This window comes from Halorubrum sp. Eb13, assembly GCF_002252895.1.
In the GTDB taxonomy this organism is placed as follows: Archaea; Halobacteriota; Halobacteria; order Halobacteriales; family Haloferacaceae; genus Halorubrum.
The window spans coordinates 1-25,213 of the sequence record NZ_NHPE01000052.1 but is presented as its reverse complement, the minus strand read 5'-3'; the positions used below and the strand labels follow the sequence as shown (position 1 = coordinate 25,213).

General features: G+C 70.1%; 28 protein-coding genes and 2 pseudogenes. 15 read left to right on the top strand and 15 right to left on the bottom strand.

Annotation, left to right across the window (positions count from 1 at the left end; all coding sequences use genetic code 11):
* From DJ75_RS05845 to aglM, 7 genes and pseudogenes are all read right to left on the bottom strand, one after another.
* Window positions 1–523 (bottom strand): annotated as a pseudogene (locus tag DJ75_RS05845) (hypothetical protein); the annotation flags it as partial.
* Complete coding sequence (locus DJ75_RS05840) at window positions 520–1,599, bottom strand: M48 family metalloprotease (RefSeq protein ID WP_094523426.1); 1,080 nt, start codon at window positions 1,597–1,599, stop codon at window positions 520–522. The gene DJ75_RS05840 and the pseudogene DJ75_RS05845, both read right to left, overlap by 4 nt.
* 33 nt (window positions 1,600–1,632) lie before the next feature.
* Window positions 1,633–2,400: a hypothetical protein gene (locus tag DJ75_RS05835; protein ID WP_094523424.1), complete on the bottom strand. Its 768-nt coding sequence runs from the start codon at window positions 2,398–2,400 to the stop codon at window positions 1,633–1,635.
* A 67-nt stretch (window positions 2,401–2,467) separates the two neighbouring features.
* Window positions 2,468–3,313: a hypothetical protein gene (locus DJ75_RS05830; protein WP_094523422.1), complete on the bottom strand. Its 846-nt coding sequence runs from the start codon at window positions 3,311–3,313 to the stop codon at window positions 2,468–2,470.
* Between the two features lie 61 nt (window positions 3,314–3,374).
* A complete protein-coding gene (locus DJ75_RS05825) occupies window positions 3,375–3,704 on the bottom strand; it encodes a 2Fe-2S iron-sulfur cluster-binding protein (RefSeq protein ID WP_094523420.1) in 330 nt (109 codons plus the stop codon).
* A 6-nt stretch (window positions 3,705–3,710) separates the two neighbouring features.
* A complete protein-coding gene (locus DJ75_RS05820; RefSeq protein ID WP_094523418.1) occupies window positions 3,711–5,114 on the bottom strand; it encodes a selenium-binding protein SBP56-related protein in 1,404 nt (467 codons plus the stop codon).
* A 168-nt stretch (window positions 5,115–5,282) separates the two neighbouring features.
* Window positions 5,283–6,605 carry a UDP-glucose 6-dehydrogenase AglM gene (aglM, locus tag DJ75_RS05815; RefSeq protein WP_094523416.1) on the bottom strand — a complete coding sequence of 441 codons (1,323 nt, stop codon included), beginning with the start codon at window positions 6,603–6,605 and terminating at the stop codon, window positions 5,283–5,285.
* A gap of 111 nt (window positions 6,606–6,716) precedes the next feature.
* Here aglM and DJ75_RS05810 point away from each other — a divergent pair, with 111 nt between their 5' ends.
* The 3 genes from DJ75_RS05810 (at window position 6,717) to DJ75_RS05800 (ending at window position 8,467) form a co-directional block, all read left to right on the top strand.
* The gene (locus DJ75_RS05810; protein ID WP_094523414.1) at window positions 6,717–7,277 is read left to right on the top strand and encodes a TIGR04206 family protein; all 561 of its coding nucleotides are present in this window, start codon (window positions 6,717–6,719) and stop codon (window positions 7,275–7,277) included.
* Between the two features lie 62 nt (window positions 7,278–7,339).
* Window positions 7,340–8,206: a ZIP family metal transporter gene (locus DJ75_RS05805; protein ID WP_094523412.1), complete on the top strand. Its 867-nt coding sequence runs from the start codon at window positions 7,340–7,342 to the stop codon at window positions 8,204–8,206.
* 51 nt (window positions 8,207–8,257) lie between these two features.
* Entirely contained in the window at window positions 8,258–8,467 is a 210-nt protein-coding gene (locus DJ75_RS05800; protein ID WP_094523410.1) for a hypothetical protein, read from the top strand.
* 27 nt (window positions 8,468–8,494) lie between these two features.
* On the opposite strand, the gene aroC is transcribed toward DJ75_RS05800, so the two are convergent.
* The gene (aroC, locus tag DJ75_RS05795; RefSeq protein ID WP_094523408.1) at window positions 8,495–9,682 is read right to left on the bottom strand and encodes a chorismate synthase; all 1,188 of its coding nucleotides are present in this window, start codon (window positions 9,680–9,682) and stop codon (window positions 8,495–8,497) included.
* 147 nt (window positions 9,683–9,829) lie between these two features.
* Here aroC and DJ75_RS05790 point away from each other — a divergent pair, with 147 nt between their 5' ends.
* From DJ75_RS05790 to DJ75_RS05765, 6 genes are all read left to right on the top strand, one after another.
* A complete protein-coding gene (locus DJ75_RS05790; protein WP_094523406.1) occupies window positions 9,830–10,051 on the top strand; it encodes a hypothetical protein in 222 nt (73 codons plus the stop codon).
* 73 nt (window positions 10,052–10,124) lie between these two features.
* Entirely contained in the window at window positions 10,125–10,901 is a 777-nt protein-coding gene (locus DJ75_RS05785; protein WP_094523404.1) for an enoyl-CoA hydratase/isomerase family protein, read from the top strand.
* A 127-nt stretch (window positions 10,902–11,028) separates the two neighbouring features.
* Window positions 11,029–11,598 (top strand): hypoxanthine/guanine phosphoribosyltransferase, encoded by a 570-nt coding sequence (hpt, locus tag DJ75_RS05780; protein ID WP_094523402.1) that lies wholly within the window; start codon window positions 11,029–11,031, stop codon window positions 11,596–11,598.
* 1,139 nt (window positions 11,599–12,737) lie between these two features.
* On the top strand, window positions 12,738–13,415 hold the full coding sequence (locus DJ75_RS05775; protein ID WP_094523400.1) for a DJ-1/PfpI family protein: 678 nt from the start codon (window positions 12,738–12,740) through the stop codon (window positions 13,413–13,415).
* A 126-nt stretch (window positions 13,416–13,541) separates the two neighbouring features.
* Entirely contained in the window at window positions 13,542–13,961 is a 420-nt protein-coding gene (locus DJ75_RS05770; RefSeq protein WP_094523398.1) for a hypothetical protein, read from the top strand.
* A 250-nt stretch (window positions 13,962–14,211) separates the two neighbouring features.
* On the top strand, window positions 14,212–16,455 hold the full coding sequence (locus tag DJ75_RS05765) for an alkaline phosphatase PhoX (protein WP_094523396.1): 2,244 nt from the start codon (window positions 14,212–14,214) through the stop codon (window positions 16,453–16,455).
* A 138-nt stretch (window positions 16,456–16,593) separates the two neighbouring features.
* Here the strand turns inward: DJ75_RS05765 and DJ75_RS05760 are convergent, their stop codons facing one another.
* From DJ75_RS05760 to DJ75_RS05750, 3 genes are all read right to left on the bottom strand, one after another.
* On the bottom strand, window positions 16,594–16,878 hold the full coding sequence (locus DJ75_RS05760; protein ID WP_094523394.1) for a transcriptional regulator: 285 nt from the start codon (window positions 16,876–16,878) through the stop codon (window positions 16,594–16,596).
* A 56-nt stretch (window positions 16,879–16,934) separates the two neighbouring features.
* On the bottom strand, window positions 16,935–17,483 hold the full coding sequence (locus DJ75_RS05755) for a DUF2249 domain-containing protein (RefSeq protein ID WP_094523392.1): 549 nt from the start codon (window positions 17,481–17,483) through the stop codon (window positions 16,935–16,937).
* A gap of 131 nt (window positions 17,484–17,614) precedes the next feature.
* Window positions 17,615–17,980, bottom strand: coding sequence for a hypothetical protein (locus DJ75_RS05750; RefSeq protein ID WP_094523390.1), 366 nt, complete (start codon window positions 17,978–17,980; stop codon window positions 17,615–17,617).
* 158 nt (window positions 17,981–18,138) lie between these two features.
* Here DJ75_RS05750 and nth point away from each other — a divergent pair, with 158 nt between their 5' ends.
* From nth to DJ75_RS05720, 6 genes are all read left to right on the top strand, one after another.
* Window positions 18,139–18,822 (top strand): endonuclease III, encoded by a 684-nt coding sequence (nth, locus tag DJ75_RS05745; RefSeq protein ID WP_094523388.1) that lies wholly within the window; start codon window positions 18,139–18,141, stop codon window positions 18,820–18,822.
* A gap of 157 nt (window positions 18,823–18,979) precedes the next feature.
* On the top strand, window positions 18,980–19,537 hold the full coding sequence (locus DJ75_RS05740) for a DoxX family protein (protein ID WP_094523386.1): 558 nt from the start codon (window positions 18,980–18,982) through the stop codon (window positions 19,535–19,537).
* A 195-nt stretch (window positions 19,538–19,732) separates the two neighbouring features.
* Window positions 19,733–20,812, top strand: a complete 1,080-nt coding sequence (locus tag DJ75_RS05735; RefSeq protein ID WP_094523384.1) for a glutamate--cysteine ligase — start codon at window positions 19,733–19,735, stop codon at window positions 20,810–20,812.
* Window positions 20,813–20,915: 103 nt separating this feature from the next.
* Window positions 20,916–21,554 (top strand): winged helix-turn-helix domain-containing protein, encoded by a 639-nt coding sequence (locus tag DJ75_RS05730; protein ID WP_094523383.1) that lies wholly within the window; start codon window positions 20,916–20,918, stop codon window positions 21,552–21,554.
* Between the two features lie 91 nt (window positions 21,555–21,645).
* Window positions 21,646–22,140 (top strand): phosphopantetheine adenylyltransferase, encoded by a 495-nt coding sequence (locus DJ75_RS05725; RefSeq protein WP_094523381.1) that lies wholly within the window; start codon window positions 21,646–21,648, stop codon window positions 22,138–22,140.
* Window positions 22,137–22,670: a hypothetical protein gene (locus DJ75_RS05720; protein WP_094523378.1), complete on the top strand. Its 534-nt coding sequence runs from the start codon at window positions 22,137–22,139 to the stop codon at window positions 22,668–22,670. Before DJ75_RS05725 ends, DJ75_RS05720 begins: the two co-directional genes overlap by 4 nt.
* A 33-nt stretch (window positions 22,671–22,703) precedes the next feature.
* Here DJ75_RS05720 and DJ75_RS05715 read toward each other — a convergent pair whose 3' ends face one another.
* From DJ75_RS05715 to DJ75_RS18560, 4 genes and pseudogenes are all read right to left on the bottom strand, one after another.
* Window positions 22,704–24,134, bottom strand: a complete 1,431-nt coding sequence (locus tag DJ75_RS05715; RefSeq protein ID WP_094523376.1) for an FAD-dependent oxidoreductase — start codon at window positions 24,132–24,134, stop codon at window positions 22,704–22,706.
* A gap of 119 nt (window positions 24,135–24,253) precedes the next feature.
* Window positions 24,254–24,694 (bottom strand): RNA-binding protein, encoded by a 441-nt coding sequence (locus tag DJ75_RS05710; protein ID WP_094523374.1) that lies wholly within the window; start codon window positions 24,692–24,694, stop codon window positions 24,254–24,256.
* 22 nt (window positions 24,695–24,716) lie between these two features.
* Window positions 24,717–24,905 (bottom strand): hypothetical protein, encoded by a 189-nt coding sequence (locus DJ75_RS05705; RefSeq protein ID WP_004050211.1) that lies wholly within the window; start codon window positions 24,903–24,905, stop codon window positions 24,717–24,719.
* A 104-nt stretch (window positions 24,906–25,009) separates the two neighbouring features.
* Window positions 25,010–25,213 (bottom strand): annotated as a pseudogene (locus DJ75_RS18560) (hypothetical protein); the annotation flags it as partial.

The following is a 25,213-nucleotide window of genomic DNA, read 5'->3' as shown; positions in this document are numbered from 1 at the left end:
CGGCGCTCTCGGCGATCGCGTCGGTCCGCCAGCGGACGGGGTCTGGCTCGTCGGCCTCGTCGCCGCCGCTGTCGGCGGTGTCGACCGTCGGGTCGTCGAGGTCGAGCGCGGCGCGCTCGCGGTCGATCGCGGTGACGCGGCCGCCCTCGACGGGGACGAACACCGACGTCTCGGTGACGGCCGGGACGCCCGTCGCCTGTCGGTCGGTCTCCGCCTCGAGCCGGGCGTCGCCGGCCGGGTCGAGGCCGGTCACCTCGGCGTTCTCGTAGTCGCGCCACGCGTCCTCCTCGAAGTCGAACGTCCGTCCCGACTGGTTCCGGACGACGAACAGCCGGTCGCCCGCGGGGCGGAACCAGCGGTCACCGGTGCCGAACATCCCGCCGCCCCCGAGCGACGACTCCCACGCGAGGTCGCCGCCGCCGGGGCGGTAGCCGCAGCCGGCGAGCGCGCCCGCGAGACCGACGCCGGCGGTCGCGAGGAACCGGCGCCGTGAGGAGTGTCCGGGGGAGCCACGCCCCGTCACGCCGCCTCACCCGCGCGCTCGCGGAGCCGCCGGACCCGCTCGCGGGTCGGGGGATGGGTCTCCGGGAACACGTCGGTGCTCACCAGCTCCTCGTCGCCGAACGCGCGGCTCTCCAGCGGCGCGACGTACAGCGCCTCGGCGCCGCCGTCGAACTCGCGGAGGTCGCGTTCGGGCACCACCGGCATCGATTCGTCGAGCGTCTCCAGCGCGCTCGCGAGCGCCGCCGGCGACCCCGTGATCTCGGCGGCCGCGCCGTCGGCCGCGTACTCGCGGTACCGCGAGAGCACCCGGTGAATGAGGACGCTCCCGAACCAGAACATCGCCGAGACGGTGAGCGTGAGGACCGCGCTCACCGTGATCACGACGATCCCGACCGCGAGCGCCCGGCCGTCGCGGTTCCCGCCCGACCCGCCGCCGCCGACGCTGAGGAATCGGAACAGGCCGTAGAGGACGTAGAAGGCGAGCACGGCGAGGTAGTAGGTGACGGTCGGGAGCACCCACGCGACGGTCATCAGACTGGCGTCGCGGTTCGCGAGGTGCGCGAGCTCGTGGGCCACCACGGCGTCGCGCTCGTCGTCGTCGAGCGCCTCCAACAGCGCGGTCGTGACGACGACGGTGCCGTTCCCGGGCGTCCCGACCGCGAAGGCGTTCGGCAGCTCGGTCCGCGCGACCGCCACGTCCGGCTTCGGGACGTCCGCCTGCGCGGCCAGCCGCGTGACGGCGGCGTGGAGCTCCGGGTACTCGTCGGGCGACACCCGCCGCCCGCCGACGGAGCGGAGGACGGTCCGCGGGCCGTACCGGTACTGGACCGCGAGTCCGACGAGGACGACGACCGTCAGGAGGACGGGGTCGACGTAGAACTCGCCCGTGTACGGGCGCTCGTTCGCCCACTCCAACAGGGGGAGTCCGACCGCGTTGATCAGGAAGACGAACGCGTAGACGAACGCGAACGGGAGCGCGATCACCAGTCCGGTCGCGATCGCCATCCGGAGGCGGAGCCGCTGGTCTCGGTCGAGCCGGTTCGGCGGGGCGAGCGCGCGGAGGGGACGGAGGAGGTCGGCGATGGAGGGCGACATCGTATGCGACGGCCGCGTAGGACTGCCGCCGGCTTAAATCTGCTCGGTCGGCGTCGAACACCGCATACAGAGCACGTCGGTGCCGGCCCAGTTGACGTCGTTCGATCCGCAGCTCGGACACCGGTGCGTCTCGTTGCCGTACTCGGTCGTGCCCCGCGGCGCCGCGAGGTGGCCGTCCGCGACCGCCTTCTCGACGAGGCCGGCGAAGCGCTGCTTTTTGATCCGGGCGCGGTGCGCGAGGAAGTCGCCCGCCCTGGCGGGGTCCGACCCGTGGAGGTCCTCCCACTGAATCGCGATCTCGCCGTTCGCCTGCCCGCGGGCGACCTGCTTGACCGTCGCCGCCGCGGCGCCGAACAGCGGGGTCGTCGCGAGCGCCTGCGGCGAGTCGATCGCGTCGCCGGCGGTCGCGTACCGCTCCGCGGCGTCGTCGTAGGCCTCCGCGGCGCCGTCGAGTCCGCCGGCGACGCGGAAGTCGGCGACGAACTCCCCGAGGCAGGCCGTCTGCCCGGGCGCGTCGAGGACGCGCTGGAAGTCGCGCGTCGCGGCGATCCCCTCGACCGCTCGCTGGGTGGCGCGGCCGTCGACGCCCGCGACCCGGTACGCGACGGTCGCGGCGAGCAGCTGTTGGAGCCCCTGGCCGATCCACCCCTTCTCGTCCGGCGCGAACGGGTCGAGGTCCTCGCGCGGGTCGGCGAGCACGCGCCGCCCGCCGCGCGTGTATCGGTCGCCGGCGCGCTCGTACTCGCGGACCGCGAGCGCGTCCACCGCCGCGTCGTGGTGGCCGCCGTCCTGCGTGTTCATACCGATCCCACGTGCGCCACGGGATTATCGCTGGCGGTCGTCGAGCCGCCGCGCGGCGGGGTCGGACTCACGCCGGCGCGGCGCCGGGGCTGACCGCCTCGTAGAACGCGACCGAGTAGGTCGCGTAGAACGCGGCGAACGCGCTCGTCAGCAGGAGGTAGCCGACGCCGGCCGCGGCGATCACGGGCAGGGTCGGCTCGACCCCCGCCAAGTCGGCGAACGGCGTGCCGGGCATCCCCGCGGACTGGGGACCGAGGACGACCGAGGCCGCCGCGGCCAGCGTCCCGAGGACGACGCTCCCGACGAGGAGGACCAGCGTGTAGCCGGCGACGCTCAGGAGGTTCGACCGGACGAGCCCCACGCTGCGCCGGAACCCGTCGACGAGCTCCGCGTCGTCGAGGACGACCGCGTGGGCGTAGAACTGGACGGCGAAGGTGACGAGGAGGTACGCGAGGAGGAACCCGCCTCCGACGACCGCGAGGAGCGCGAGCAGCGTCGGGTCGACGCCGACGCCCGGCGCGTCCGCGGGCATCGACGCGTGGCCGCCGATCACGGCGATCAGTCCGCCCACGAACGCGACGAACCCGAAGACGAGGTTGATCGCGAGCAGGACGAAGTAGCCGAGCAGCAGCGACACGTAGTTCGCCTTCCCCTCGGCGACCAGCGTGCCGAGGCCGGTCCGGCCCGCGAGGGCTTCGCTCGCCATGCCGAGCAGCCCGCCTTGGACGAACGGGAGCACGAGAACGAACGCGGCGAAGGTCGCGAGCGAGACGCCCGCCGACAGGATCGGTCGCGTCGGCGGAACGAGGAGGTTCGGGGCCTGCGCGAGCCCGTACAGCGCCGTGACGAGCAGGAGGACCGGGTTGCGAACGATACCACCGACTGCCGGACGGAGGGCGTGGAGGGCCGCCATGGCCTCACGTTTCGGTCGGCGTATATAAATTGACCGTCCGCGTCCGTCGCCGGAGCGGGCCTCACTTCCAGGGCGTCCCGACGACCTCGGCCTGGATCTCGTGGCCGACGCGGAGTCGACAGTCGGACTCGGGCGCGGCGACGCAGGGGAGGACGTAGCCGGCGTCGAGGGCGGACGTCTTCAGCGCTCGCGGCGACCGTCCGTGACGCACCTCGCCGTCGAGCAGCTCCGCGGCGCAGGTGCCGCACGCGCCGTACAGGCAGCCGTACGGGAGGCCCACGTCGACCCGCTCCGCCGCGTCGACGATCGTCTCGCCCTCCGCGACGCGGATCGTCTCCGTCCCCCCGTCCGGGCGGACGAGTTCGACGGCGTGGGTCGTCGCGTCAGTCACGACCGATCACTGCCAGACGTCGCTCGTGCAGTCGCCGCCCGGCCAGCGGATCTCGTGGGCGCGCGCCGGGCCGCCGGGGGCGTCGCCGAAGTCGACGAGGAACTCCTCGTCCAGTTCCAGCCGTCCCTCGTCGGGATAGACGTCCGCCTTGAGCATGAGCGACCCCTCCTCGGCGATGTCCGGGAAGAACTGGTTGTCCCACGACGAGAACAGCGACGTCGTCCAGTAGAGCCGCTCGCCGTCCCGGGAGAGCTGGAGCATCTGCGGCGCGCCGCGGATCTCCTCGCCCTGCACCGTCTGCCGGTCGCCGAAGAGACCGCCGGCCCACACCCGATCGACCAGTCGCGGGTTGCCGGCGTCGCTCACGTCGTACATCCGGACGTCGCCGTGGAGCCAGTTCGAGAAGAACAGGTACTGGTCGTCAAGCGACAGCAGGATGTCCGTGATGAGCGGCGGCACCGGCATGTCCCAGTCCTCGTGTTCGCGCGGCTCCTCGTCGATGACGACGTCCCAGTCCCACGTGCCGTCGGTCGTCTCGTAGAAGCGGATGATGTTCGAGGAGAGCGCCGCGCCGACGTACCCCTGCGTCTCCTCCGGGTTGTGGCTCATCCGGACTTCGAGCGGAATCCGCCCCTGCTCGCCGAACTCGAGCGTCTGTACGTGCTCGCGGTCCTCCCACGACCAGATGTGGATGCTGTCGCCGTAGTCGCCCGCCTCGACGTCCTCGAGGTCGAACCCCGGGTAGTAGGTGTTCGGCGCGGCCCACTCGCTGGAGATCATGACGTCGTGGCGGGGCTGATACCAGTAGTCGTAGTTCATCTCCATCTCGCCGAGGTCGGCCTCCCAGCGGCCGTCGATGCTGAAGTCCTCCTGGTCCAGCTGGAGGAACCCGCCGGGGAGCTCGCCGTTCGCGTCGCCGAGCATGCTGATGACGACCTTCCCGCCGGGGACGCAGTGGACCGTGTGCGGGGCGGACAGGTCGTGTTCGAACACCTCCTCCGGTTCGATGACCCTCACCATCTCGGGGTTGCGCGGGTCCTCGGCGTCGATGACGTGAATGCGCGAGGAGCGCTGGCCCGGAACGACCAGGTACTGCCGAGAGAGCCCCTCGGCGTGACACGACGAGGAGCAGGCGTTCCAGCCGAAGTGGTGGAGCTCGTCGCCCTTGTTTGGCATCTCGACCGCGTCGATCAGCTCGCTGTAGGTGTCCGACGCGGGGTCGAGGTCGACGATGCCGATCATGTCCGGCCCCTCGTTCTCCATACCCACCCGTGGCGCCATCACGTACGCCGTCTTTTCCCGACCGCTCTCGGTCCGCATCGCGGCCGGCGTCGGATACCCCGGCCCCTCGACCTCGTGGTGCTCGTGACCGTGCTGTTCCGCGTCGTGGCTGGGTTCGTCGGTGCTCATCCCAGATCGCCGGTTGGCATTCAACACTATTAATAATGTAGTATCGTTTATATTCTAGTCACACAGTTATTTATCGAATTACATGTCAGTGCCGACTGACGGTCCCGAGCGCAACGACGTCCGGACGACCGGCGTCCCTCGGGTTATCGAACGCGGTAGTCGCCGCCGCTACCAGGTGAGCCCCTCGTACGTCAGGCCGTCGCGCCGCTCGATTATCCGCCGCCCGTCGATCACGACGGGCTCGGCCATGGCGTCGAAGGCGTCGTCGAGCGCCGCGAACTCGTCCCAGTCGGTGACGACGAGCGCGGCGCTCGCCCCCTCCAGCGCGGCGGCCGCGGAGTCGGCGTACGCGAGGTCGGGGAAGCGCTCGCGCATGGCGTCGGTCGCGACCGGGTCGTAGCCGACGACCTCGGCGCCGCGCGCCCGCAGCCCCTCGACGATCGGGATCGCCCGGGAGTTCCGGGTGTCGTCGGTGCCCGGTTTAAATGCGAGCCCGAGCACGGCGACGCGCTCGCCCGCGACGTCGACGTGCGAGTCCAGCAGTTCGAGCATGCGCTCCGGCTGGCCGTCGTTCACCGCGACCGCGGCGTCGAGCATCGGCGGCTCGTAGCCGGCTTCGCGGGCTGCTGCCCTAATTGCATCAACATCTTTGGGAAAACAACTTCCGCCCCAGCCCACCCCCGAGCGCAGGAACCGCGCCCCGATGCGGTCGTCGAGCCCGACCGCGTCCATCACCTCGTAGGCGTCGATCCCGAACCGCTTGCAGACGTTCCCCAGGTCGTTCGCCAGCGAGATTTTCGACGCTAAAAAGGCGTTGTTGGCGTACTTGATCATCACGGCGGTCTCGGGGTCGGTCCGGATCACCGGCACGTCGCCGTCGGTCGCGTCGAGCAGGGGCTCGTAGAGGGCCTCCAGCCGATCGGTCGCCCAGTCGGAGTCGGCGCCGAAGACGAGCTTGTCCGGGTGTTGGAAGTCGTCGACTGCGGACCCCTCGCGGAGGAACTCGGGGTTGGTCGCGAGCTCGACGCGGTCGGCCGCGTCGCCGGCGCCCGCCAGGAGCGCCTCGCGGACCTCGCGGACGCCCGGCGGCGTGATCGTGCTCTTGACGACGACGAGGTGGCGGTCCTCGGGGTCGCCCGCCGCGGCGGAGTCTCCTCCTACGTCCGCCAGCGCCTCGCCGGTCATCCCCGCGGCCGCGGTGAGGGGACCGAGGTCGATGCTACCGTCCTCGCGCGAGGGGGTACCGATCGCGAGGAACGTCACGTCGGCGTCGGGGACGCCGTCGTACTCGGTCGTCGCCCGGAGCCGGTCGCCCGCGTGCTCGGCCAGGAGGTCGTCGAGCCCCGGTTCGTGGATCGCCGCGCGGCCGTCGTTCAGGGCGTCGACGACGTCCGGGTCGATATCGATCGCCGTGACGTCGTGACCCGCGTCTGCAAGGCAGGCCGCGAGGGTGGTACCGACGTAACCGCTGCCGACGACGGTGACTCGCATGCCGAAACGAGCGACCCCCGACACAAAGAGCGTTGCGCGTCGCGCGGGCCCGTCCGGCCCGGGGGAGCCGATCCCGGTCGATTCTTACGGGTCCGCCTCCGAGCGATCGGCATGGTAGAGCGACCGCCGCACGGGGCCGGCGCCGAGCGAGCCGACGGCGAGCGGTCGGGCGGGGCCGTCGCGAGCGAGCGCGGTCCCGTCGCGCGAATCGGCTGGGCCCTCGTCCTCGCGCTGCTCGCGGTCCCGATGGCCGTCATCTCGGCCGGCGGCGATCTCACGGTGGTGAGCCTGTGGGGGTTCCTCAACGCGGCGGCGTCCGGCTCCGGGGTCGGCGGGTACCCCGTGTGGGCGTACTTCCTCGACCAGTCGCGGCCGTTCGCGGCGCTCCCGGCGTCGATCCGCGCGTGGCCGCTCGCGATCGGGTTCCACCTGCTGTCGGCGGCGAGCGCCGTGGCCGGCGTGGCGCTCGGGCGGGAGGACCGACGCGTCACCGGCGGCCTGCTCGTCTTAGCGGCGACCGCGAGCCTGTGGGTCTCCGTCGGGCTCGCGACGCGGTTCGGCGTCGGGACCACGTCGAGCGTCTTCACCGTGCTCCCGGTCGGCGCGGTCGCGACGCTCGCGGTCGCCGTCGTCGCGTACGGCGGCGACCTCCGCGGAGTCGTCACGCGGTGAGGCGGTCGACGGCCGCTCCCACATCGACGGCGTTTATATAGGCGGCCGCGGAAGCACGCGCCATGACGACGCTGCCGAACGTCGTGGCCGTCACCGGGATCGCGGGGCTGGCGACGGGGCTCGGCGCGCTGCCGGTGTTCTTCCGGGCGGGGGTGACCCACCGGGTGTACGACGCCGCGCTCGGCCTCGCCGCCGGGCTGATGGTCGCCGCCAGCGTCTTCGGACTGATCGTCCCCGGCATGGAGGAGGGGACGCTCCGGGCGGTGATGTCGGGGGTCCTGCTCGGCGGGGGCGTGCTGCTCGGCGGGAACTACGCGATCCCGCACCTCCACGCGCAGTACCGCGAGTGGCTCCCCGAGGGCGGCGCGACCGGCGACGACGCCGCCATCCAGACGGGTGACGGCCCGACGGCGGACGAGCCGGGCGTCGAGGTCGACGCCGACGGCTCTCCGTCTGCGGTCGCCGCCGCGCGCGAGGTGACGCTCCGGAAAGCCGTGCTGATCGGGGGAGCGATCACCCTCCACAACGCCCCCGAGGGGTTGGCGATCGGCGTCGCCTTCGCCTCCGGGTTAGAGGAGGTCGCGCTGCTGCTCGCGGTCGTGATCGGCCTCCAGAACGTCCCCGACGGGTTCGCGTTCGCGGTGCCGATGGCGGACACCGGGATGTCGAGCCCGCGGGTGCTCTGGTACACCACCCTCTCGGGGGTGGTCCCGCAGGTCGTCGCCTCGGTGTTCGGCTTCTCGCTCGTCGGGCTCGCGGCCGGTCTCTTCCCGGTCTCCGCCGGCTTCGCCGCGGGCGCGATGCTCGCGGTCGTCTTCCGGGAGCTGATCCCCTCCTCGCACGGTCACGGCCACGCCGACGCCGCCACCGGGGCGTTTCTCGTCGGGTTCGTGCTCCTCGTCGTCGTCGACGCGGTCGTCGTGGTGTGAGCCGCGCCGACCCGCGACAGCTTTTCGAGCCGCGAGTGGCAGGACCCGACCATGTCCGCCACCGTGTCGACGCCGACGGCCGACGAGACGTGCGCCTACTGCGGCTCGCGCATCTTCGAGCACGACCCGATCTGCGTGCGCGACTGCGACGACGACTGCGGGTCGCCCGCCTATTTCTGCAACTACGCCTGCCTCTCGGCGCACATCGACGAGGAGGACCTCACCGCGGGGAACGCCTGCGAGTGGTCGCCGGGTGAGTGACGCGGCGGACCGGCGGACGCTCGCTCGCTACTCGTTGTCCGGACTGCTCGGGTGGTAGTCGGTGTCGTACTGCCCCGGGTTGCCGTCGACGCGGTCGGGGTTGATCCGGCCGGCGAGCAGCATGAAGTCGAGGACGGTGCAGTACAGCATCGCCTCGACGACGGGGACGGCCCGCGGCGGGAGGACGGGGTCGTGACGCCCCACGACCTGCACCTCTTTCTCCTCGCCCGTCTCCCAGTCGGCCGAGCGCTGCTTCTTCGGGATCGAGGTGGGCGCGTGCCACGTCGCCTCGCCGTAGATCGGCTCGCCGGTCGTGATCCCCCCCTGGAGCCCGCCGTGGTCGTTGCCGACGGGGACGGGGTCGCCCTCCTCGCTCTCGACGTGGTCGAACGACTCGCCGTCGTCGAACGTCCAGTCCTCGTTGCGGTCGCTGCCGGAGACGAGGGTCGCGTCCGTCCCGAGGCCGTACTCGACGCCGGTCGTCGCCGGGATGGAGAACATCGCCTGCCCGAGCCGGGCGGGGAAGCTGTCGAACCGCGGGGCGCCGAGTCCGCGGGGGACGCCGCGGCACTCGAAGTAGATAGAGCCGCCGATGGAGTCGCCGCGCTCTTGATACCCCTCGATCAGCTCCTGCATCTCGGCGGCGGCCTCGGGGTCGGCGCAGCGCACGTCGTTCTCCTCGCTGTGCTCGAGCAACTGCTCGAAGCTCACGGGCTCGGCCTCGACGTCGCCGATCTGGTTGACGTGCGCTTTGATCTCGACGTCGTGTTCGGAGGCGTCGAGCACCTGCTCCGCGACCGCGCCCGCGGCGACCCAGTTCACCGTCTCGCGCGCGGAGGAGCGCCCGCCGCCGCCCCAGTTGCGCGTGCCGAACTTCGCGGAGTAGGTGTAGTCGCCGTGCGAGGGGCGCGGCGCCGTGACGTACGGCTCGTACTTCCCGGAGCGCGCGTCCTTGTTCTGGATCACCATGCCGATGGGCGTCCCGGTGGTGTAGCCGTCCTGGACGCCGGAGTTGACGACGACCTCGTCGGGCTCGCCCCGTGAGGTCGTGATCATCGACTGGCCCGGCTTGCGCCGGTCGAGCTGCGCCTGGATCGCCTCCTCGTCGAGCTCGACCCCCGCGGGGACGCCCGAGACCGTCACGCCCATCGCGTCGCCGTGGCTCTCGCCGTACGTCGTCACCTGGAAGAGCCGACCGAACCGGTTCCCGTTCATACTCGCACGTGTGGCCGGGGGCATATAGGGGTTGCAATCCGCGCAACCGGACGGGCGGCCGGTCGGCCGCGGCCGGGACGGGCGCCGCGCGGTCGACGCCTCGCCGCGACCGACGGGAGTATATAAGGCGACGCCGTTGGTGGGAGCGTGCGCGAACGTCTCACCTCCGACCTCGGCGTGTACGCCCTCTCGGGCCTGTTCTCGCTGGTCGTGTTCGCCGTGGCGCTGGGGATCCTCTCGCGGACGCTGCCCGGCGGGCTCGGCTCGCGCCAGCTCGTCGGCCTCGTGGTCGGCTACCTGCTGTTCATCGGCGCGTACACGGCCGCGTGGTTCATCTACAGCGAGATCGACAGCCGCGAGCAGATCTGACGCGGCGGCGTCCCCTCTGCCGTCGAGAGCGCGCCTGCCGAACGACTTTCACGCCGGCCACCGACTGGCCGGTATGACGTGGGACACCATCACGCTCGACGTCGACGCGGACGGCGTCGCGACGCTCACCGTCGACCGCCCGGAGCAGCTCAACGCCCTCACCGTCGACACGCTCGAAGCGATCGGGGAGGCGCTCGACGAGGCCGAGGTGGACGGCGCTCGCGCGCTGGTGCTGGCCGGCGCGGGCGACGAGGCGTTCGTCGCGGGCGCGGACATCTCCTACATGGTCGAGCTGTCGACGCCGGAGGCGCAGGCGTACGCCGAGCTCGGCCACCGCGTCGCCGACGCGATCGAGGCGTTCCCGGCGCCGACGGTCGCGGCGATCGACGGCTACGCGTTCGGCGGCGGCTGCGAGCTGGCGCTCGCCTGCGACCTCCGGGTCGCCGCCGAGAGCGCCGTGCTCGGACAGACCGAGATCGACCTCGGCATCATTCCGGGGTGGGGCGGCACCCAGCGGCTCTCGCGGCTCGTCGGCGACGAGACGGCCAAGCGGCTCGTCTTCCTGGGCGAGCGGATCGACGCCGCGGAGGCGGCCGAGGTCGGCTTCGTCGGCGAGGTCGTCGCGGACGACGCGTTCGACGACCGGATCGACGAGCTGGCGGATGAGCTGGCCGCGAAGCCCGCGTTCGCGACCCGCGCCGCGAAGGAGGCGCTCAACGCGGTCCACGACGGGACCCAGAAGGGCGGGCTCGCCCTCGAACGTCGGGCGTGGGCCGGGCTGTTCGGCACGCACGACCAGCGCGAGGGCATGCGCGCGTTCCTCGAGAAGCGCGAGCCGGAGTTCGAGTAACTGCCGGCCGAGAACATCGAGGAGACGGTCGGGGTCGACGCGGTCGACACCGCTGCGATCCGTGACACCGAGGTCCACGGAACCGGGGGATCGCCACGCTTTATTAATCCGCCCCGGTACCGGTGACATGGACCAGTTGCGGCAGTCGCTCCTCGACGCGCCGATCATCGAGAAAGGCGAGTACCAGTACTTCGTCCACCCGATCAGCGACGGCGTCCCAATGCTCGAACCGGAGCTGCTCCGGGAGATCGTCATCCGGATCATCCGGAAGGCGGAGCTGGAGAACGTCGACAAGATCGTCACCCCCGCGGCGATGGGGATCCACATCTCCACCGCGCTCTCGCTGATGACCGACATCCCGCTGGTCGTCATCCGCAAGCGCCAGTACGGGCTCGACGGCGAGGTCCCGCTGTTCCAGGAGACGGGCTACTCCGAGTCGGAGATGTATATCAACGACGTGGAGGAGGGCGACCGCGTGCTCGTGCTCGACGACGTGCTCTCGACGGGCGGCACGATGAAGGCGATCCTCGACGCGCTGACGAACGAGGTCGGCGCGGACGTCGTCGACGTCGTCGCCGTGATCAAGAAGGCCGGCGACAACGAGCTCGACGACACCGACTACAACGTGAAGACGCTGATCAACGTCACCGTCGAGGACGGCGAGGTCGTGATCGTCGACGCGCAGGGCGACGACTAGGGAGCTGTTCGGTTTTAATCACTCCGTCAGTCGAGCCCCGTCGAACTCTCTATCAACGGACACGACGGACCTGCTGCATACAGAGGATTTCAACAGAGCCGCTTCTGAAAGTGCTGGCATTCCGTGGTGTCTCATTCCAGTTTCCGCACACTCCCCCCGCTCGTGTGTGTACGAATATGGAATGCCAGCAACGTAGAGTCCCGCTTTAGCAAGCATAAAGATACCGTATCACACACTTATCGCGTACTCACTCGCCTAGCTGCGGACTACCTGCGTAGCGGCCTGCACGCGAATCCCTTATTCGACTACAAAATACCCTCCTCAGCCGAGAATAGAACTGCTACAGGCTGAATACAGCTATCTATTGTAGGATTTCCAGGTAACGAACACGATTCGCTAAGAGGTGGTGTGATGAGAGTCAACCCTCATAATGATAAGATTGGCTCTGTTGAAATACTTAAGAACTGATAGAATCGGCGTGCGAGATTCAGAGAGTGAGTTCAGCACGACTACTTGATGAAGTTCATACTCTACCTGACCGAACCGCCATCCAGAGCGTGTATATAATCAGATAGGTGAATCCCTTCCGCAAATAGGAATTGGACGTGTGAATTACTGTGCATCCATAGTTCGTTCGAGAATTTTGAGACCGATATAGACGGTACCTCCTACGAAAAGACCGTTTAGGACTACGCGTGCGACTTCAGATTCCACAAACGGGATGTGTATAAATAACGTGGCTCCCACACTAAGGGCTGTAAGGATTCCTGCAGCAAAGGCTAATCTGAGATTGGTCACAGTAGCGTTCTACTGGTTGAATACATAGTCCTAGTGTTTTATTGACAGGGTTTGTCGATAGTCAACGGTCCACTCTTCGCCTTTATCGACCGATTGGCTGTTCGCAATCTGCCCCCTGTTCATACGAGACACGCGCTCTGTATGCAGCACAGCCGCTGACACCTGTCATTAGCGACGGATTTCGACAGAGCCGTCTCGTCGACGAACGGGCGCCGATCCGACGGCCTGCTCGGAGACGTGCGCCACAGTCCTGACGAGGCAACTGATAAACCCCGCGTCCGCCCGTCGTCGCTGCCGGGCGCGGGCGCCTTTTATGTCGCGGTCGTGAATGAGGAGTACACATGAGTAGCGCGCTGTTCGTCGTGAGCGAGGAAGGGTACTGGGCCGAGGAGTGCATCGAACCGCTGACGACCCTCGAAGCGGAGGGCGTCGACGTGACGGTCGCGACGCCGTCGGGGTCGCCGCCGGTCGTCGACGAGCGGTCGCTCGATCCGGAGGCGGCGGGCGGCGAGGAGCGGGTCGCGGAGCTCCGCGAGGTCGACGAGGAGCATCCGGGGCTCAACGATCCGGAGCCGATCGTGACGGTCGAGGCCGCGGGATACGACGCGGTCGTCTTCCCGGGCGGCCACGGCACCGTCTGGGACGTGAACCAGGACCGGCACGCGCGCCAGCTGCTGCTGGACGCGGTCGGCGGCGACGATGGCGTCGCGCTCGTCGTCTGTCACGCGGTCGGGATCCTGGCGTTCACCCGCGAGGCCGACGGGACGCCGCTCGTGGAGGGCCGCTCCGTCACCGGCTTCCCGAACGACTGGGAAGACGGGATCGTGGACGACGAGGACGTGATGCCGGACGGCCGGAAGCTCCCGTACTGGGTCGAAGACGAGGTCGTCCTCGCCGGCGCCGACTGGGACGCCGAGCTGGACGCCGACACCAGCGTCACGGTCGACGGCGACCTGATCACCGCCCGCGGCCCGGGCTCCTCGGCGGCCGCGGCGGCGACGCTGCTGGACGAGCTGTAACCCCGTCGCGCGCGAATCGCCCGCGTTTCGGACGGCTCCGTGTCCGTCCGCAGGCCTCGTTACGGCTATAGACGGCTATAGACCGCTATTACCGAGGTTTATGATCGGCCGCGACGAGTGGCGGGCATGGCCTCGACAGAGCGGATCGGCGAGACGTCGATCGGGACGTACCGGGAGTACGTCATGGACGTCCGCGTCGTCGAACTGGACGGCGGACGCTACCGGTTCGAAGCGCCGCGTCACGACGGGATCGAGTTCGACGACGCCGAGACCGCCGAGCTCTACGCCGACATCTACTTCGACGTCAACGGGTTCGAGGAGGCCGGTACCGGCGATCGGGGCGTCCCGCCGATCATCATCCAAGCCGGCCGAGACACGCTCGCGGCGTACCTCCTCACCCAGCCGTACGCGGACCGTCAGTGGGTCGGCTCGTTCATGGGCGTCCAGCCCGGAAAGATAGAGCGATACGCATCGCGAGTCCGGAAGCGGGCGGACAACATCCGGCGGAACGTCTCGGAGATGGAGGACGCGGAGACCGATCTCTGAGCGGGACGAACGCAGTTCGTTTTCGGTGGGACGTACGGACCGTCGGGAGGCGGGGCCAGCGCCGCGGTTGTTTCCTCTCGGCTGAACGGGTAGCGGTACGGCGGCCGACGCGAGCGGACCCGACGGGTCACGACCGCGGTGGATCGGTCCGTTCCGCTTCCGTCGGCTATATAGCGACGGTAACCGCTCTAATCAGGGGTGTTAACCTATTATAAACGGGTTTTACGCTGGGATGCGCGCCCCCATGTGGATGGTTAACCAATCCAAACGGCGTCTGATGAAAGCCTCCGTCGCCGCCCTGGTCGGCGCGGGGGTCTCGGGCGCCGCGAGCGGAGCGGAGGATAGCTACCGGGGGTACAGCCCCGCTGACTCGACGGACGACGAGGACACGCAGACCTCGGGCGCACCGAGCGTCGTCGGTGACCTCAAGCGGTTCTCGACGACAGCCTTCGGCGCGGAGATGACCGGACCGTTCGTCTTCGAGGACGGCTCGCTGCTGATCAGCGTCCAGCACCCGAGCCGCGACAACCCGGCACCGTACGACAGGGCCGGAGTCGGCTACTACGAGGGGTTCCAGTTCTCGTTCGATGGGGAGAACGACGACTTCAGCGAGTCCCCGGCCCCGGTCGAGGAACAGCAGGACGGCGTCTTCGCCGCCGCCGGCGACTTCGAGTACCTGATCCGAGAGGGGGACGCGATCAACGGCGGCACCGAGCGCTGGGGGATCACCCAGACCCCCGACGGACGGGACGTCACGACCGAGAACTTCGCGGGCACGACCTACGGCGACTCGGGGTACAACCCGGACGCCAACCACTTCGTCGCGACGGACGACGACGGGACGGAGGGATTCCTCTTCACGAACGACGAGAACAGTCCCGGGAACGTCATGCGGACCCCGCTGTCACAGACCGAGGACGGCGAGTGGGAGGCCGACGCCGAGAACGCGATCAACGCGGTCAACACGGACGCGTTCCGAGAGATCGGCGGGACCCGTATCAACTGCTACGGCGACCTCAGCCCGTGGAACACGCCGCTGTCCTCCGAGGAGAACTACGCCCACCCCCGAGCGAACCTCACGGGAACGATCGGCGATATCGTCGAGGCCGGCGACGGCGAAGGACTGCGCGGGGCGGCCTACTTCTGGAACCGGCCGAACCCCTCGGAGATCCAGCCGGCGGTCAACGACTACGACGAGGTCGACGGCTGGTACGTCCAGGGCTACTGGAACATGACCGGCGTCGAACACCTCGCCTACCACCTCGGCGCCGAGCCGGTCGAGTCCGGCGACGGGAACCCGATCGAACCGATCGGGGACGTCTACCCCAACCCGTACCGCTACGGCTATCACGTCGACGTCCGGAACCCGACGGGCGCGCCCGGAGAGCTCGACCCAGTCAAGTACTACGTGATGGGTCGGGCCGCGTGGGAGGCCCCCGATTTCCTCCCCGACGAGCGGACGGTCTACGGCTGCTCCGACGGCGACAGCAAGGGCATCTACAAGTTCGTCGCCGACCGACCGATCTCGAGTTACTGCGATCCGATGGACGTCGCCGGGACGCTCTACGCGCCGAAGATCACCAACGACGAGGCCGCGTCCGGGAAGTCGCCGGCCGAAGTCCCCCTCGACGTCGAGTGGCTGCCGATGGGACACGCCTCGAACCGGGAGGTCGAGTCGTGGATCGCCGAGTACGACGGCGTCACCCAAGTCGACTACCTCGAGAGCCACGCCGACTGGAGCGAGGGCGACGAGGTCACCGAGGCGGTCCTCAAGCAGGCGGATCTCGAAGTCATCGCGAACGGCAACGAAGACTACGTCTCGGACGAGCAGATCGTGGAGTGGGCCGAGCAGTACGCGGAACGGGGTCCGGACGGCGTCGACGAGGAGCTCAGGCGGGTGCCGTTCATCGAGACGCGGGCCGCGGCCAAGGAGATGGGCGCCTCCATCGAGTTCAACAAGGCGGAGGGCGTCGACAGCGTCGACGACGCCGAGCCGGGCGACTACGTCTACTTCGGCATCTCCGAGTTCAACGACGACCTGGCCGGTCCGACCAACGACGGCGGCGACATCGCGCTCGACCGCGTCGACGGCGGCGTCGTCTACCGCGCCGAGCTCGGGCCGCGATACGACGTCTCGACGCTCGAACCGGTCGTCGTCGGGCCCGACTTCACCAGCGAGGAGGCGATGAAAGACGTCGACGATTCGCTGCGCAACGTCGACAACGTCTACGCGATGCGCGACGGCCGCGTCCTCCTCTGTGAGGACGGCTGGCGGGGCGGGAACCGCAGTTATCCGAACGACGCGATGTACGTCTACGAGCCCGAGGAAACCGATCGACGCGGGCCTCCCGGTGGCGATCCGCCCGGCAACGGGAACGGCAGTGGAAACGGGAACGGGAACAGCGGTGGGAACGGCGGCGGAAACGGGAACGACAACGGAAACGGGAACGGCGGCGGAAACGGGAACGGCAACGGAAACGGGAACAGCGGATAGGTTCGGGACAGCGACCGCCCGGTGAGCCCTCGCCGTCCCGTTCGCGGCCGGGTTCGCGCCGGGACCGGTCCCTTCCGTCGTCGTGCGCTTCGGCCCTCCCACGGGGGTCGACCGCGGGACCGCCGGTTCCCGGTCGGGCTACCGAATCACGAACGCCGGCTCTCCGATCCGTTCGCTCTTGCACTCCGGGCACCGCGACGGCTCGTTGATCGGGTCGTCGAAGCCGTCGAAGCCGCAGTCGCGGCACTCGGGCGGCGCGACGAGGAACCGCTCGTCGGCGTCGTCGTCGTCGACCGACCGCGAGACGTGGTCGAGGTGCTCGTACACGACCGGCGTCGGCAGCGACAGCGACTCGCCGAGGTCGCTCGCGGTCGCCGGGCCTTCGCGGAGCGTCTCGGCGATGCGCTGACGGGTCGTCTCCATGCCGGCCGTTCGCGGGCGGTGAATAAAACGGCGGCGGGAAACTGCTCGCCCGACCCTCACTCCGCGGGCCGCGGCGCCAACACCACCAGCGCGACGCTCTCCTCGCGCGCGGTCGGTTCGACCGTGGACTCCCCCCCGAACCGGAGGATCTCCCCGGCCTCGACTCGGTGGAGGTCGCCGTCGAGGGCGACGTCGACGGCGCCCTCCAGCACGTGGAACAGCACGGTCCGGTCGGGATGCTCGTGTCCAGGCACGCGCTCGCCCGCCTCCAGCGACAGCCGGATCGTCTTCGGCTCCCGCCCGGGGAACGCGTCCGCGTGCGGCTCGCCGTCGAGGTCGGCGATGCGAGCCCGGTCGGCCCCGGGAGCGTCCCGGTCGGCCGCCTTCGGGAACTCGGCGACGAACCGAGAGGGGCCCTCCCGCTCCGACTCGTAGCCGTCGGCGTCGAACGCGGGCCTCTCGACCGCCATCTCGTGGTACAGCGGTTTCGGATCGTGGTCGTTGACGACCGTCAGCGTCTCGCCCGGCGCCAGCTCCTCGAAGGCGCCGTGTATCCGGCCGTGTCGCTCGCTCGGCGGGAGGTCTCGCACGTCGAGTTCGGTCATACGCGTTGGATTCCCCGCGACCCCTATGTGCGGTGTCGCGAACACGTTCGGGCCGCACCGGCGGTGGTCGGGGCGGGACGGGTCCGGTCCGCGACCGGGACGGCACGGGTCGGTCGAAGCAGCGGGACGGCTCAGGCCAGCCACAGGAGCCGGACGTTGCTCGCGGTGAGGTACGTGCCGACGAGCGTCAGGAGGACGGGCGGGAAGTAGTAGAGGAGCGCGTCGCCGTCGCGGGCGCCCGAGACGCTGATCCACAGCATCACGAGGTAGACGGCGATCTTCAGGGCCACGAGTCCGGAGAGCCCGAAGGAGTCGAGCGCGAAGACGACGACCGGGTTCGCCTCGTCGATCGTCGGGACGTACTCCAGGAAGGCGATCGTCGAGACGACGTCGCCGACGCCGTACGTCGCGGTCGCCGCGATCCACAGCCAGTAGAACTCCTGCGGCCGGCGGCTGTACGCCGGGCGACGTCGCCGTCGATCGCGGGACCGGGACACGGTTCGAGGTGTCGAGGCGACGAGGTGAATCTGCCGGTTCGCCGCGGTTGGCCGGTGGGGTCGCTCCGCCGCGGTCGCGCCGCCGAGCCCGCCCGCGCCGCCGAGACCGCCCGCGCCGCTTCCGGATCGTTCAATGTCGGCCGGCCGGAGGGATCCCCATGGGCACGCCACTGGAGCCGCGGGCGGAGCAGGTCGAGGAGGTCCTCGACCGGCTGTACGAGGAGTACCCGGACTCGACCATCTCGCTGAACTACTCGAACCGGCTGGAGCTGCTCATCGCCGTGATCCTCTCCGCGCAGTGCACCGACGAGCGCGTGAACGCTGTGTGCGCCGACCTCTTCGAGACGTACGAGACGCCCGAGGAGTACGCGAACGCGCCGCAGGAGGAGATGGCCGAGGCGATCAACTCGATCACCTACTACAACAACAAGGCGAAGTACATCCGCTCGGCGTGCGCGGACATCGCCGAGAAACACGACGGCGAGGTGCCCGACACGATGTCCGAGCTGACCGACCTGGCCGGGGTGGGACGGAAGACCGCCAACGTCGTCCTCCAGCACGGCCACGACGTCGTCGAGGGGATCGTGGTCGACACCCACGTCCAGCGGCTCACCCGGCGGCTCGGTATCACCGAGGAGGAGCGCCCCGAGGCGATCGAGCGGGACCTCCTCGACGTCGTCCCCGAGAGCGACTGGCAGCAGTTCACGCACCTCATGATCGACCACGGGCGCGCCACCTGCACCGCGATCAACCCGGACTGCGCCGACTGCGTGCTCGCGGACGTCTGCCCCTCCGAGAAGGGCGACGCGGAGGTCGACCTCGCGAGCGGCGAGGCGTGGTAACGGGGTCGCGCGACCGACGGGAGCGATGAGCGAACGTCGCACGCGTATTTAAACACCCCTTCGAACGGGGGGTCTCCCCGAATGCCTCCACGCGAGAGGGAACTCGCTTCGTAGTTTATCTTCCATATCGGCGTACTCGCAAGTGAGGAGAGACGCTATGTCAACCAAAACCACAAACGAGTTCGGCGGGGAGATCGGCGGCGTCACGCTACTGGGGAAGGCGCACTCGCTGTCGGCGCTGTTCATCGTGATGCTCCGAGCGACGATCGGCGGGATGATCCTGTTCGCCGGGCTCGGGAAAGCGACCGGCGAGCCGTTCGACGCCAGCGGCTACCTCGTTCACGCGCCAGACGCGGCGAGTCCGGTCAGCGGCCTGTACGCCGCGATGGGCTCGACGCCGTGGTTCGTCGAGTTCGCGAACGTGTTCGTCCCGGCGACGCAGCTGCTCATCGGGACGGCGCTCATCCTGGGCGCGTTCGTCCGGCTGGCCGCGCTCGGCGGCGCGATGCAGATGGCGCTGTTCTACCTCGGCGGGTGGAGCGGCGACGTCCTCGCGCTGTTCGACTCGACGCTGGTGTACGCGGTCGTGTTCCTCACGGTCGCCGCCTTCGGCGCGGGTCGCGTCCTCGGGCTGGACGCCTACATCGAGCGGATCGAGGTCGGCGGCGAGGCGCTGACGGAGAAGTTCCCGGCGCTCCGCTACGTCCTCGGGTGAACGAGGGCGACGCCTAGCGCGTCGGTCGGGTAGCCGCGAACCGCCGACTCGTTTTCAGACCGTTCGGTTCTCCGGCCGCTTCGTCGCCGAGCGTCGACGCCGGTGACCGTGTCATCGCACGGACTCGGCCCCGGCACCGGCGCTCCGTTTCGGGTTCCATTCGATATAAGAGCGCGGGGGCGAAACGGAGCGGTAATGGATCTCGGTTCGCGGGACGCGTTCGCTCGGATGGGGACGCTCGGCATCGAGGAGGAGTTCTACATCGCGGATGCCGACGGTCGCCCGACGTCCGGAACCGACGACCTCGTGTACGGCCGCGACCCGCCGAGCGCGGTGCCCGACGGGTTCGACCACGAACTGTTTAAATGCACCATCGAGGCGCAGACCCAGCTGATCGAGGACCCCGCGGACGCCGAGGACGCCCTGTCGGCGGTCCGGAAGGCGCTCGTCGACCACGCCGCGGCCGACGGCTACCGGATCGCCGCCGCGGGGCTCCACCCGGCGGCGAAGTGGCGCGAGCTGGACCACGTCGAGAAGCCGCGCTACAAGGCGCAGCTCGACCGGATACAGTACCCCCAACACCGCAACACCACGGCCGGCCTCCACGTCCACGTCGGCGTCGACGACGCGGACAAGGCGGTGTGTATCGCCAACCGCCTCCGCTGGCACTGCCCCGTGCTGCTCGCGTTGTCGGCGAACTCCCCGTTCTGGAACGGCTTCGACACGGGGCTCGCGTCGGCCCGCGCGAAGATCTTCGAGAACCTCCCGAACACCGGGATCCCCTCCGCGTTCGACGACTTCGACGCCTTCCAGCGCTACGAGCGCCGGATGGTCGAGACGGACTCGATCGCCGACCGCGGCGAGCTCTGGTTCGACGTGCGCCCGCACACCGGCCACGGCACCGTCGAGGTGCGCGCGCCCGACGCCCAGCGCGACCCAGATGTCACCCTCGCGCTGGTCGAGTACGTGCACGCGCTCGTCGTCGACTACGCGGAGCGCTACGACGACGGCGAGTCCGCGCCGGCGCTCCGCCGCGAGCTGTTAGACGAGAACAAGTGGCGCGCGATCCGCCGCGGGCACGACGCCTCGTTCGTGGCCCGGAGCGGCGAGGAGACGGTCTCCCTCGGCGAGGTCGTCGACAGTGAGTGCGACCGGCTCGGGATCGACGGGATCCGCGGTGTGTACGACGCCGAGAGCGGCACCGAGCGCCAGCGGCGGCTCCGCGAGGAGTCCGGGCTCGACGCGCTGTGCGAGGACCTGGTCCTGTCGACGTGAGGCGGGCCGGGCGGCGACGGTGCCGGATCGTCGATCGCCGCGACTTCCGTCGGAACGAAAGCGACGAGAAACCCTTTTGGGCGCGCGGACACCACTCACAAGTATGACGAGTGACGAGTTCGACGACGACCCCGCCGCGGATCCCGACGGCGGCGCCGCCCTCGGGGCGGGAGAGGGAGGAGACGAGTCGCCGACAGAGCGGACCCGCGAGGAGCTCCGCAAGACGAGAGAGCGGCTCGGCGAGGGGGCCGACAAGGCGGTCAAGGGGTTCGACGACAACGTCGTCGACCTGCTGGCGTGGCTGCTCGACACCGAGACCCGGGCTCGGATCTACGTCTACCTGCGGGACAACCCGCGGAGCACGAGCGACGAGGTCGCCGACGGCACCGGCCTCTACCCGAGCACGGTCCGCGAGGCGCTCGCGGAGCTCCACGACGAGGAGAAGGTCGAGCGAGACAAGCGCGAGGCCAGCGGCGCCGGCAACAACCCCTACGAGTACGAGGCGATCGCGCCCAGCGAGCTGGTCCGGGGCGTCGTCGGCGACGTCCAGCGCGAGCTGAACGCCGTCTTCAACCTCGACCGACGCCTCGGCGGCGAGTCGCCGGACGGCGACGCGGAGCCCGTACAGATCTCCGTCGGTGGCGACGAGAGCGGGGAGGGACACGACGCGGACGGGGACGCCGGGGGACACGACGCGGACGACACCGCGGCGAACGACGAGGACGACGCCGCGAGCCGATAGCGACGACGCGGCGGGCACCGAACGGCGAAGAGGACGCCGCGACGGTTCCGAGTTCGGGACACTTTAAGTTCCGCCCGCGCAACCGACGGGCATGAACGTCGCGCTTGGTGGCACGTTCGACCCCGTTCACGACGGCCACCGGAAGCTGTTCGAACGGGCGTTCGAGCTGGGGGACGTCACCGTCGGCCTCACGTCCGACGAGCTCGCGCCGAAGACCCGACACGTCGAGCGCTACGTCCGCCCGTACGACCGCCGCAAGCGCGACCTAGAGGCCGAGCTGGCGCCCCGGGCCGAGGAGTACGACCGCGAGTTCGCGGTCCGCGAGCTCACCGAGCCGACCGGTATCGCCGTCGAGCCGGAGTTCGACGCCCTCATCGTCTCCCCCGAGACGAGGGCGGGCGGCGAGCGGATCAACGAGATCCGCCGCGAGCACGGGCACGACCCGCTCGAACTGGTCGTCGTCGACCACGTCCCGGCCGAGGACGGCGAGCGGATCTCGTCGACGCGGATCGTCGCGGGCGAGATAGACGAGCACGGCAACCTGACGCCCGACCGCGAGGGTCGCGGCGCGACCCGGCCGGAATGACGGCCGACGACGACCCCGGACGGCTCGCCCGCGTCGCGGTCGGAGAGACCGGATTCGAGCGCGCGGCCGTCTGGAGCGCGGTCGGCTTCGCGGTCTCGTACGTCGCCTTCGACGCGGTCGCGCTCGCCGGCGAGGTCGGGGGCCTGACTCCCGCCGGCGTCGTCGCGCCGGTCGCGGCGGTCCTCGCGGCGCTGACCGCCGTCGGAACGACCGCGTACGCCGCGGTCGGCGCCGGCGCGCTCCCCGCGGTCCTGCTCGCGTACGGCCCCCTCGCGGCCGCCCTCCTGCGGACGATCGGACCGACGCCGTACGCGATCCCCCTCGCCGACCCGCTCCCCTTCGCTGTCGCCATCGCCGAGCCGCTCGGGGTCGCCCTCGCGGCCGCGGTTGCAGTCGGCCTCGCCGGCTACGCGATCGGCCGGGTCGTCGCCGGTATCGGCGGCACCGACGGGGAAACGGACGAGTCGGCCGGCACGGACGGGTCCGCCGCCGCCGCGAACGGAGACGGGGAAGCGGGCGCGAGCGACTGACGCGAACGCGGGCGCAGGCGACCGAGTGGGACCTTACTCCCCGTCGAGCTTCCCGTTGAGCACCTTCGCCGCGACGAGGACCGGGTCCCACACCGGGCTGAACGGGGGCGCGTACGCCAGGTCGAGCCGCTCGACCTCGGGGACGGTCATGTCGGCCTCCAGCGCGGTCGCGAGCGTGTCGATCCGGATCGCGGCGCGGTCGGGGCCGACGATGCTCCCGCCGATCAGCCGCCCGGTGTCGCGGTCGGCGACGAGGGTCACGTCGGTCGGCGCCGCGCCCGGGTAGTAGCCCGACCGCGAGCCGGCGGTGACTGTCTCGCGGACCGGATCGAAGCCGGCCTCGCGGGCCGCTTCCGCCTCGACGAGGCCGACGCGACCGGCCTCCATGTCGAACGCCTTCACGACCGCGGTGCCCGCGACGTCGCCCACCGGCGAGGGGTCGCCCGCGACGGTGGCGCCGATCGCCCGCCCGGCGCGGTTCGCGGTGAGGCCGAGCGGGATCCACGCCGGCTCGCCCGTCACGGCGTGCCTCGCGGTCGCGCAGTCGCCGGCGGCGTACACGTTGGGGAGGCTCGTCCGGCCGTGCTCGTCGGTCGAGATCGCGCCGCCCTCGCCGAGCTCGACGCCGGTCCCCTCCAACAGCTCCGTGTTCGGCCGGATCCCGACGCCGACGACCGCCATGTCGACGGGGAACGTCTCCCCGTCGAACGCCACGGCCTCGATCCGGTCGTCGCCGACGAGGCCCTTGACCGGGCTCCCCGTGTGGACGGTCACGCCCTCGTCGACCAGCTCCGCCTCGACGCGCTCGCCGACCGCCTCCCCGAACGGCGGGATCAGGTGGTCGGAGCGCTGGAAGACGTGGACGTCGAGATCGCGGCCGGAGAGCGCCTCGGCCATCTCGACGCCGACGTAGCCGCCCCCGACGATCGCCGCCGTCTCGGGGGCCGGCATCGCGGCGTTGCGCTCGACGCGCTCGCGGTCGACCGCGCTCACGTCGGCGCGGTCTGGGTCGTACGCGTCGGGCTCAGCGATGTACGCGTCGATCGCGGCCGCGGCGTCCATGTTGTGGAGGGTAAAGGCGCCGTCGACCCCGCGCACGTCGAACGGCCCGGTCGACGCGCGCCCGCCGGTCGCGACGAGGAGGTCGCCGTACGACTGCTCGAAGGCGTCGCCGTCGGCGGGTTCGACGGTGACGGTCTTCCCGGCCGGGTCCACCGCGACGACCTCGTGGCCGCGTCGGAGGTCGATCCCGCGCTCGTCGACCTCGCTCGGGGACAGCGAGAGGAGGTCCGACATGCGCTCGATGCGGCCCTCGATGAAGTACGGCGTCCCGCAGTAGGCGTACGAGATCCATCGGCCTTTCTCGAAGACGACGACTTCGCGGTCGGGCGCCTCGCGGCGGAACTTGCTGGCCGCGCTCAGCCCGGCCGCGTCGGCGCCGACCACGACGAAGGGATCGCTCATGAATTCGACGACGGCGGGACCGTATAAAAAGGCACTCCGCGGGTGCGGACCGGGCGCCCGATCACGGGACGGCCGCCCGGGCGTCGACGGTGAGACGCGACAATCGCGACAGCCGTTACCTAGGCGTCGTCGTCTGCCAGCCGCGACAGGGTCTCGCGGGCGTTCTCGACCGCGGCCTCCTTCTTCGCCGGGTACGCCTCCACCTTCGCGCGAACGGTGATTCCGGGGCCGAGCCGGACCTCGCCGCGGAACGCGGCCTGCTTGTCGACGCGGAGGAACAGCGCGCAGTTGTCGTCGACGCGCTGGTCGAGCTCGTCGATCACGCGGTCGACGTCGTCGAGGTCGGCGAGCGCGTCGAGCACGTGGCGCATCCCGTCCGCGTTCTCGATCCGGGCCGAGAGCACGACGATCCGGTCGCCGTGGTGGCCGACGTTCTCGACGCGGTCGAGCTCGGCGTCCTCCGGGAGGAACCTGCGGAGGGCGTCTTCGACCCGCTTCTCGTCTTCGGTGGCGTACGAGAACGCCCGGAGGTCGACGTAGTGGAAGGGGACTTTGGGCATTGCGGGTCGGAAAAGGGGTCGGTTACTCCTCGCTCTCGACGGCGTCGAGCGCGTCCTCGGGGACGCCCGTCTCCTGGCCGTCCTCGAAGCTGACCGTGTAGGTCGCGTCGCCGAACATCGTCTCCATCACCTGCGTGATCGTGCCCGTCTCGCCGTCGTACTCGCTGTGTTTGTCGTGGAGCACGACCTCGTCTTCCTTCTCGAAGCTCATGCGCGTTCGTTCCGGTGGGACGCTTAAAAGCGCGCGGATCCGGAGCGGCGGACCGTCCCCGGGTCGGGGCGACGGACCGGATCCGCGCGTCGCACCGCCGACGGTCACGCGACCGCGAGCAGCACGGCCGCGATGGACACCGTCAGGACGACGCCGACCGCGACCGAGACGATCGCGCTGTCGACCGCGATCGCGATCGCGACGCCGGCGGCGACGGCGAGGAGGCCGAGGACGGCCCCCGGCACGCCGCCGCGAACGCGGTCGTCGGCCTCGTGAAGCGCGGCGGCGTGCCGGGGGCCGTCCTCGGC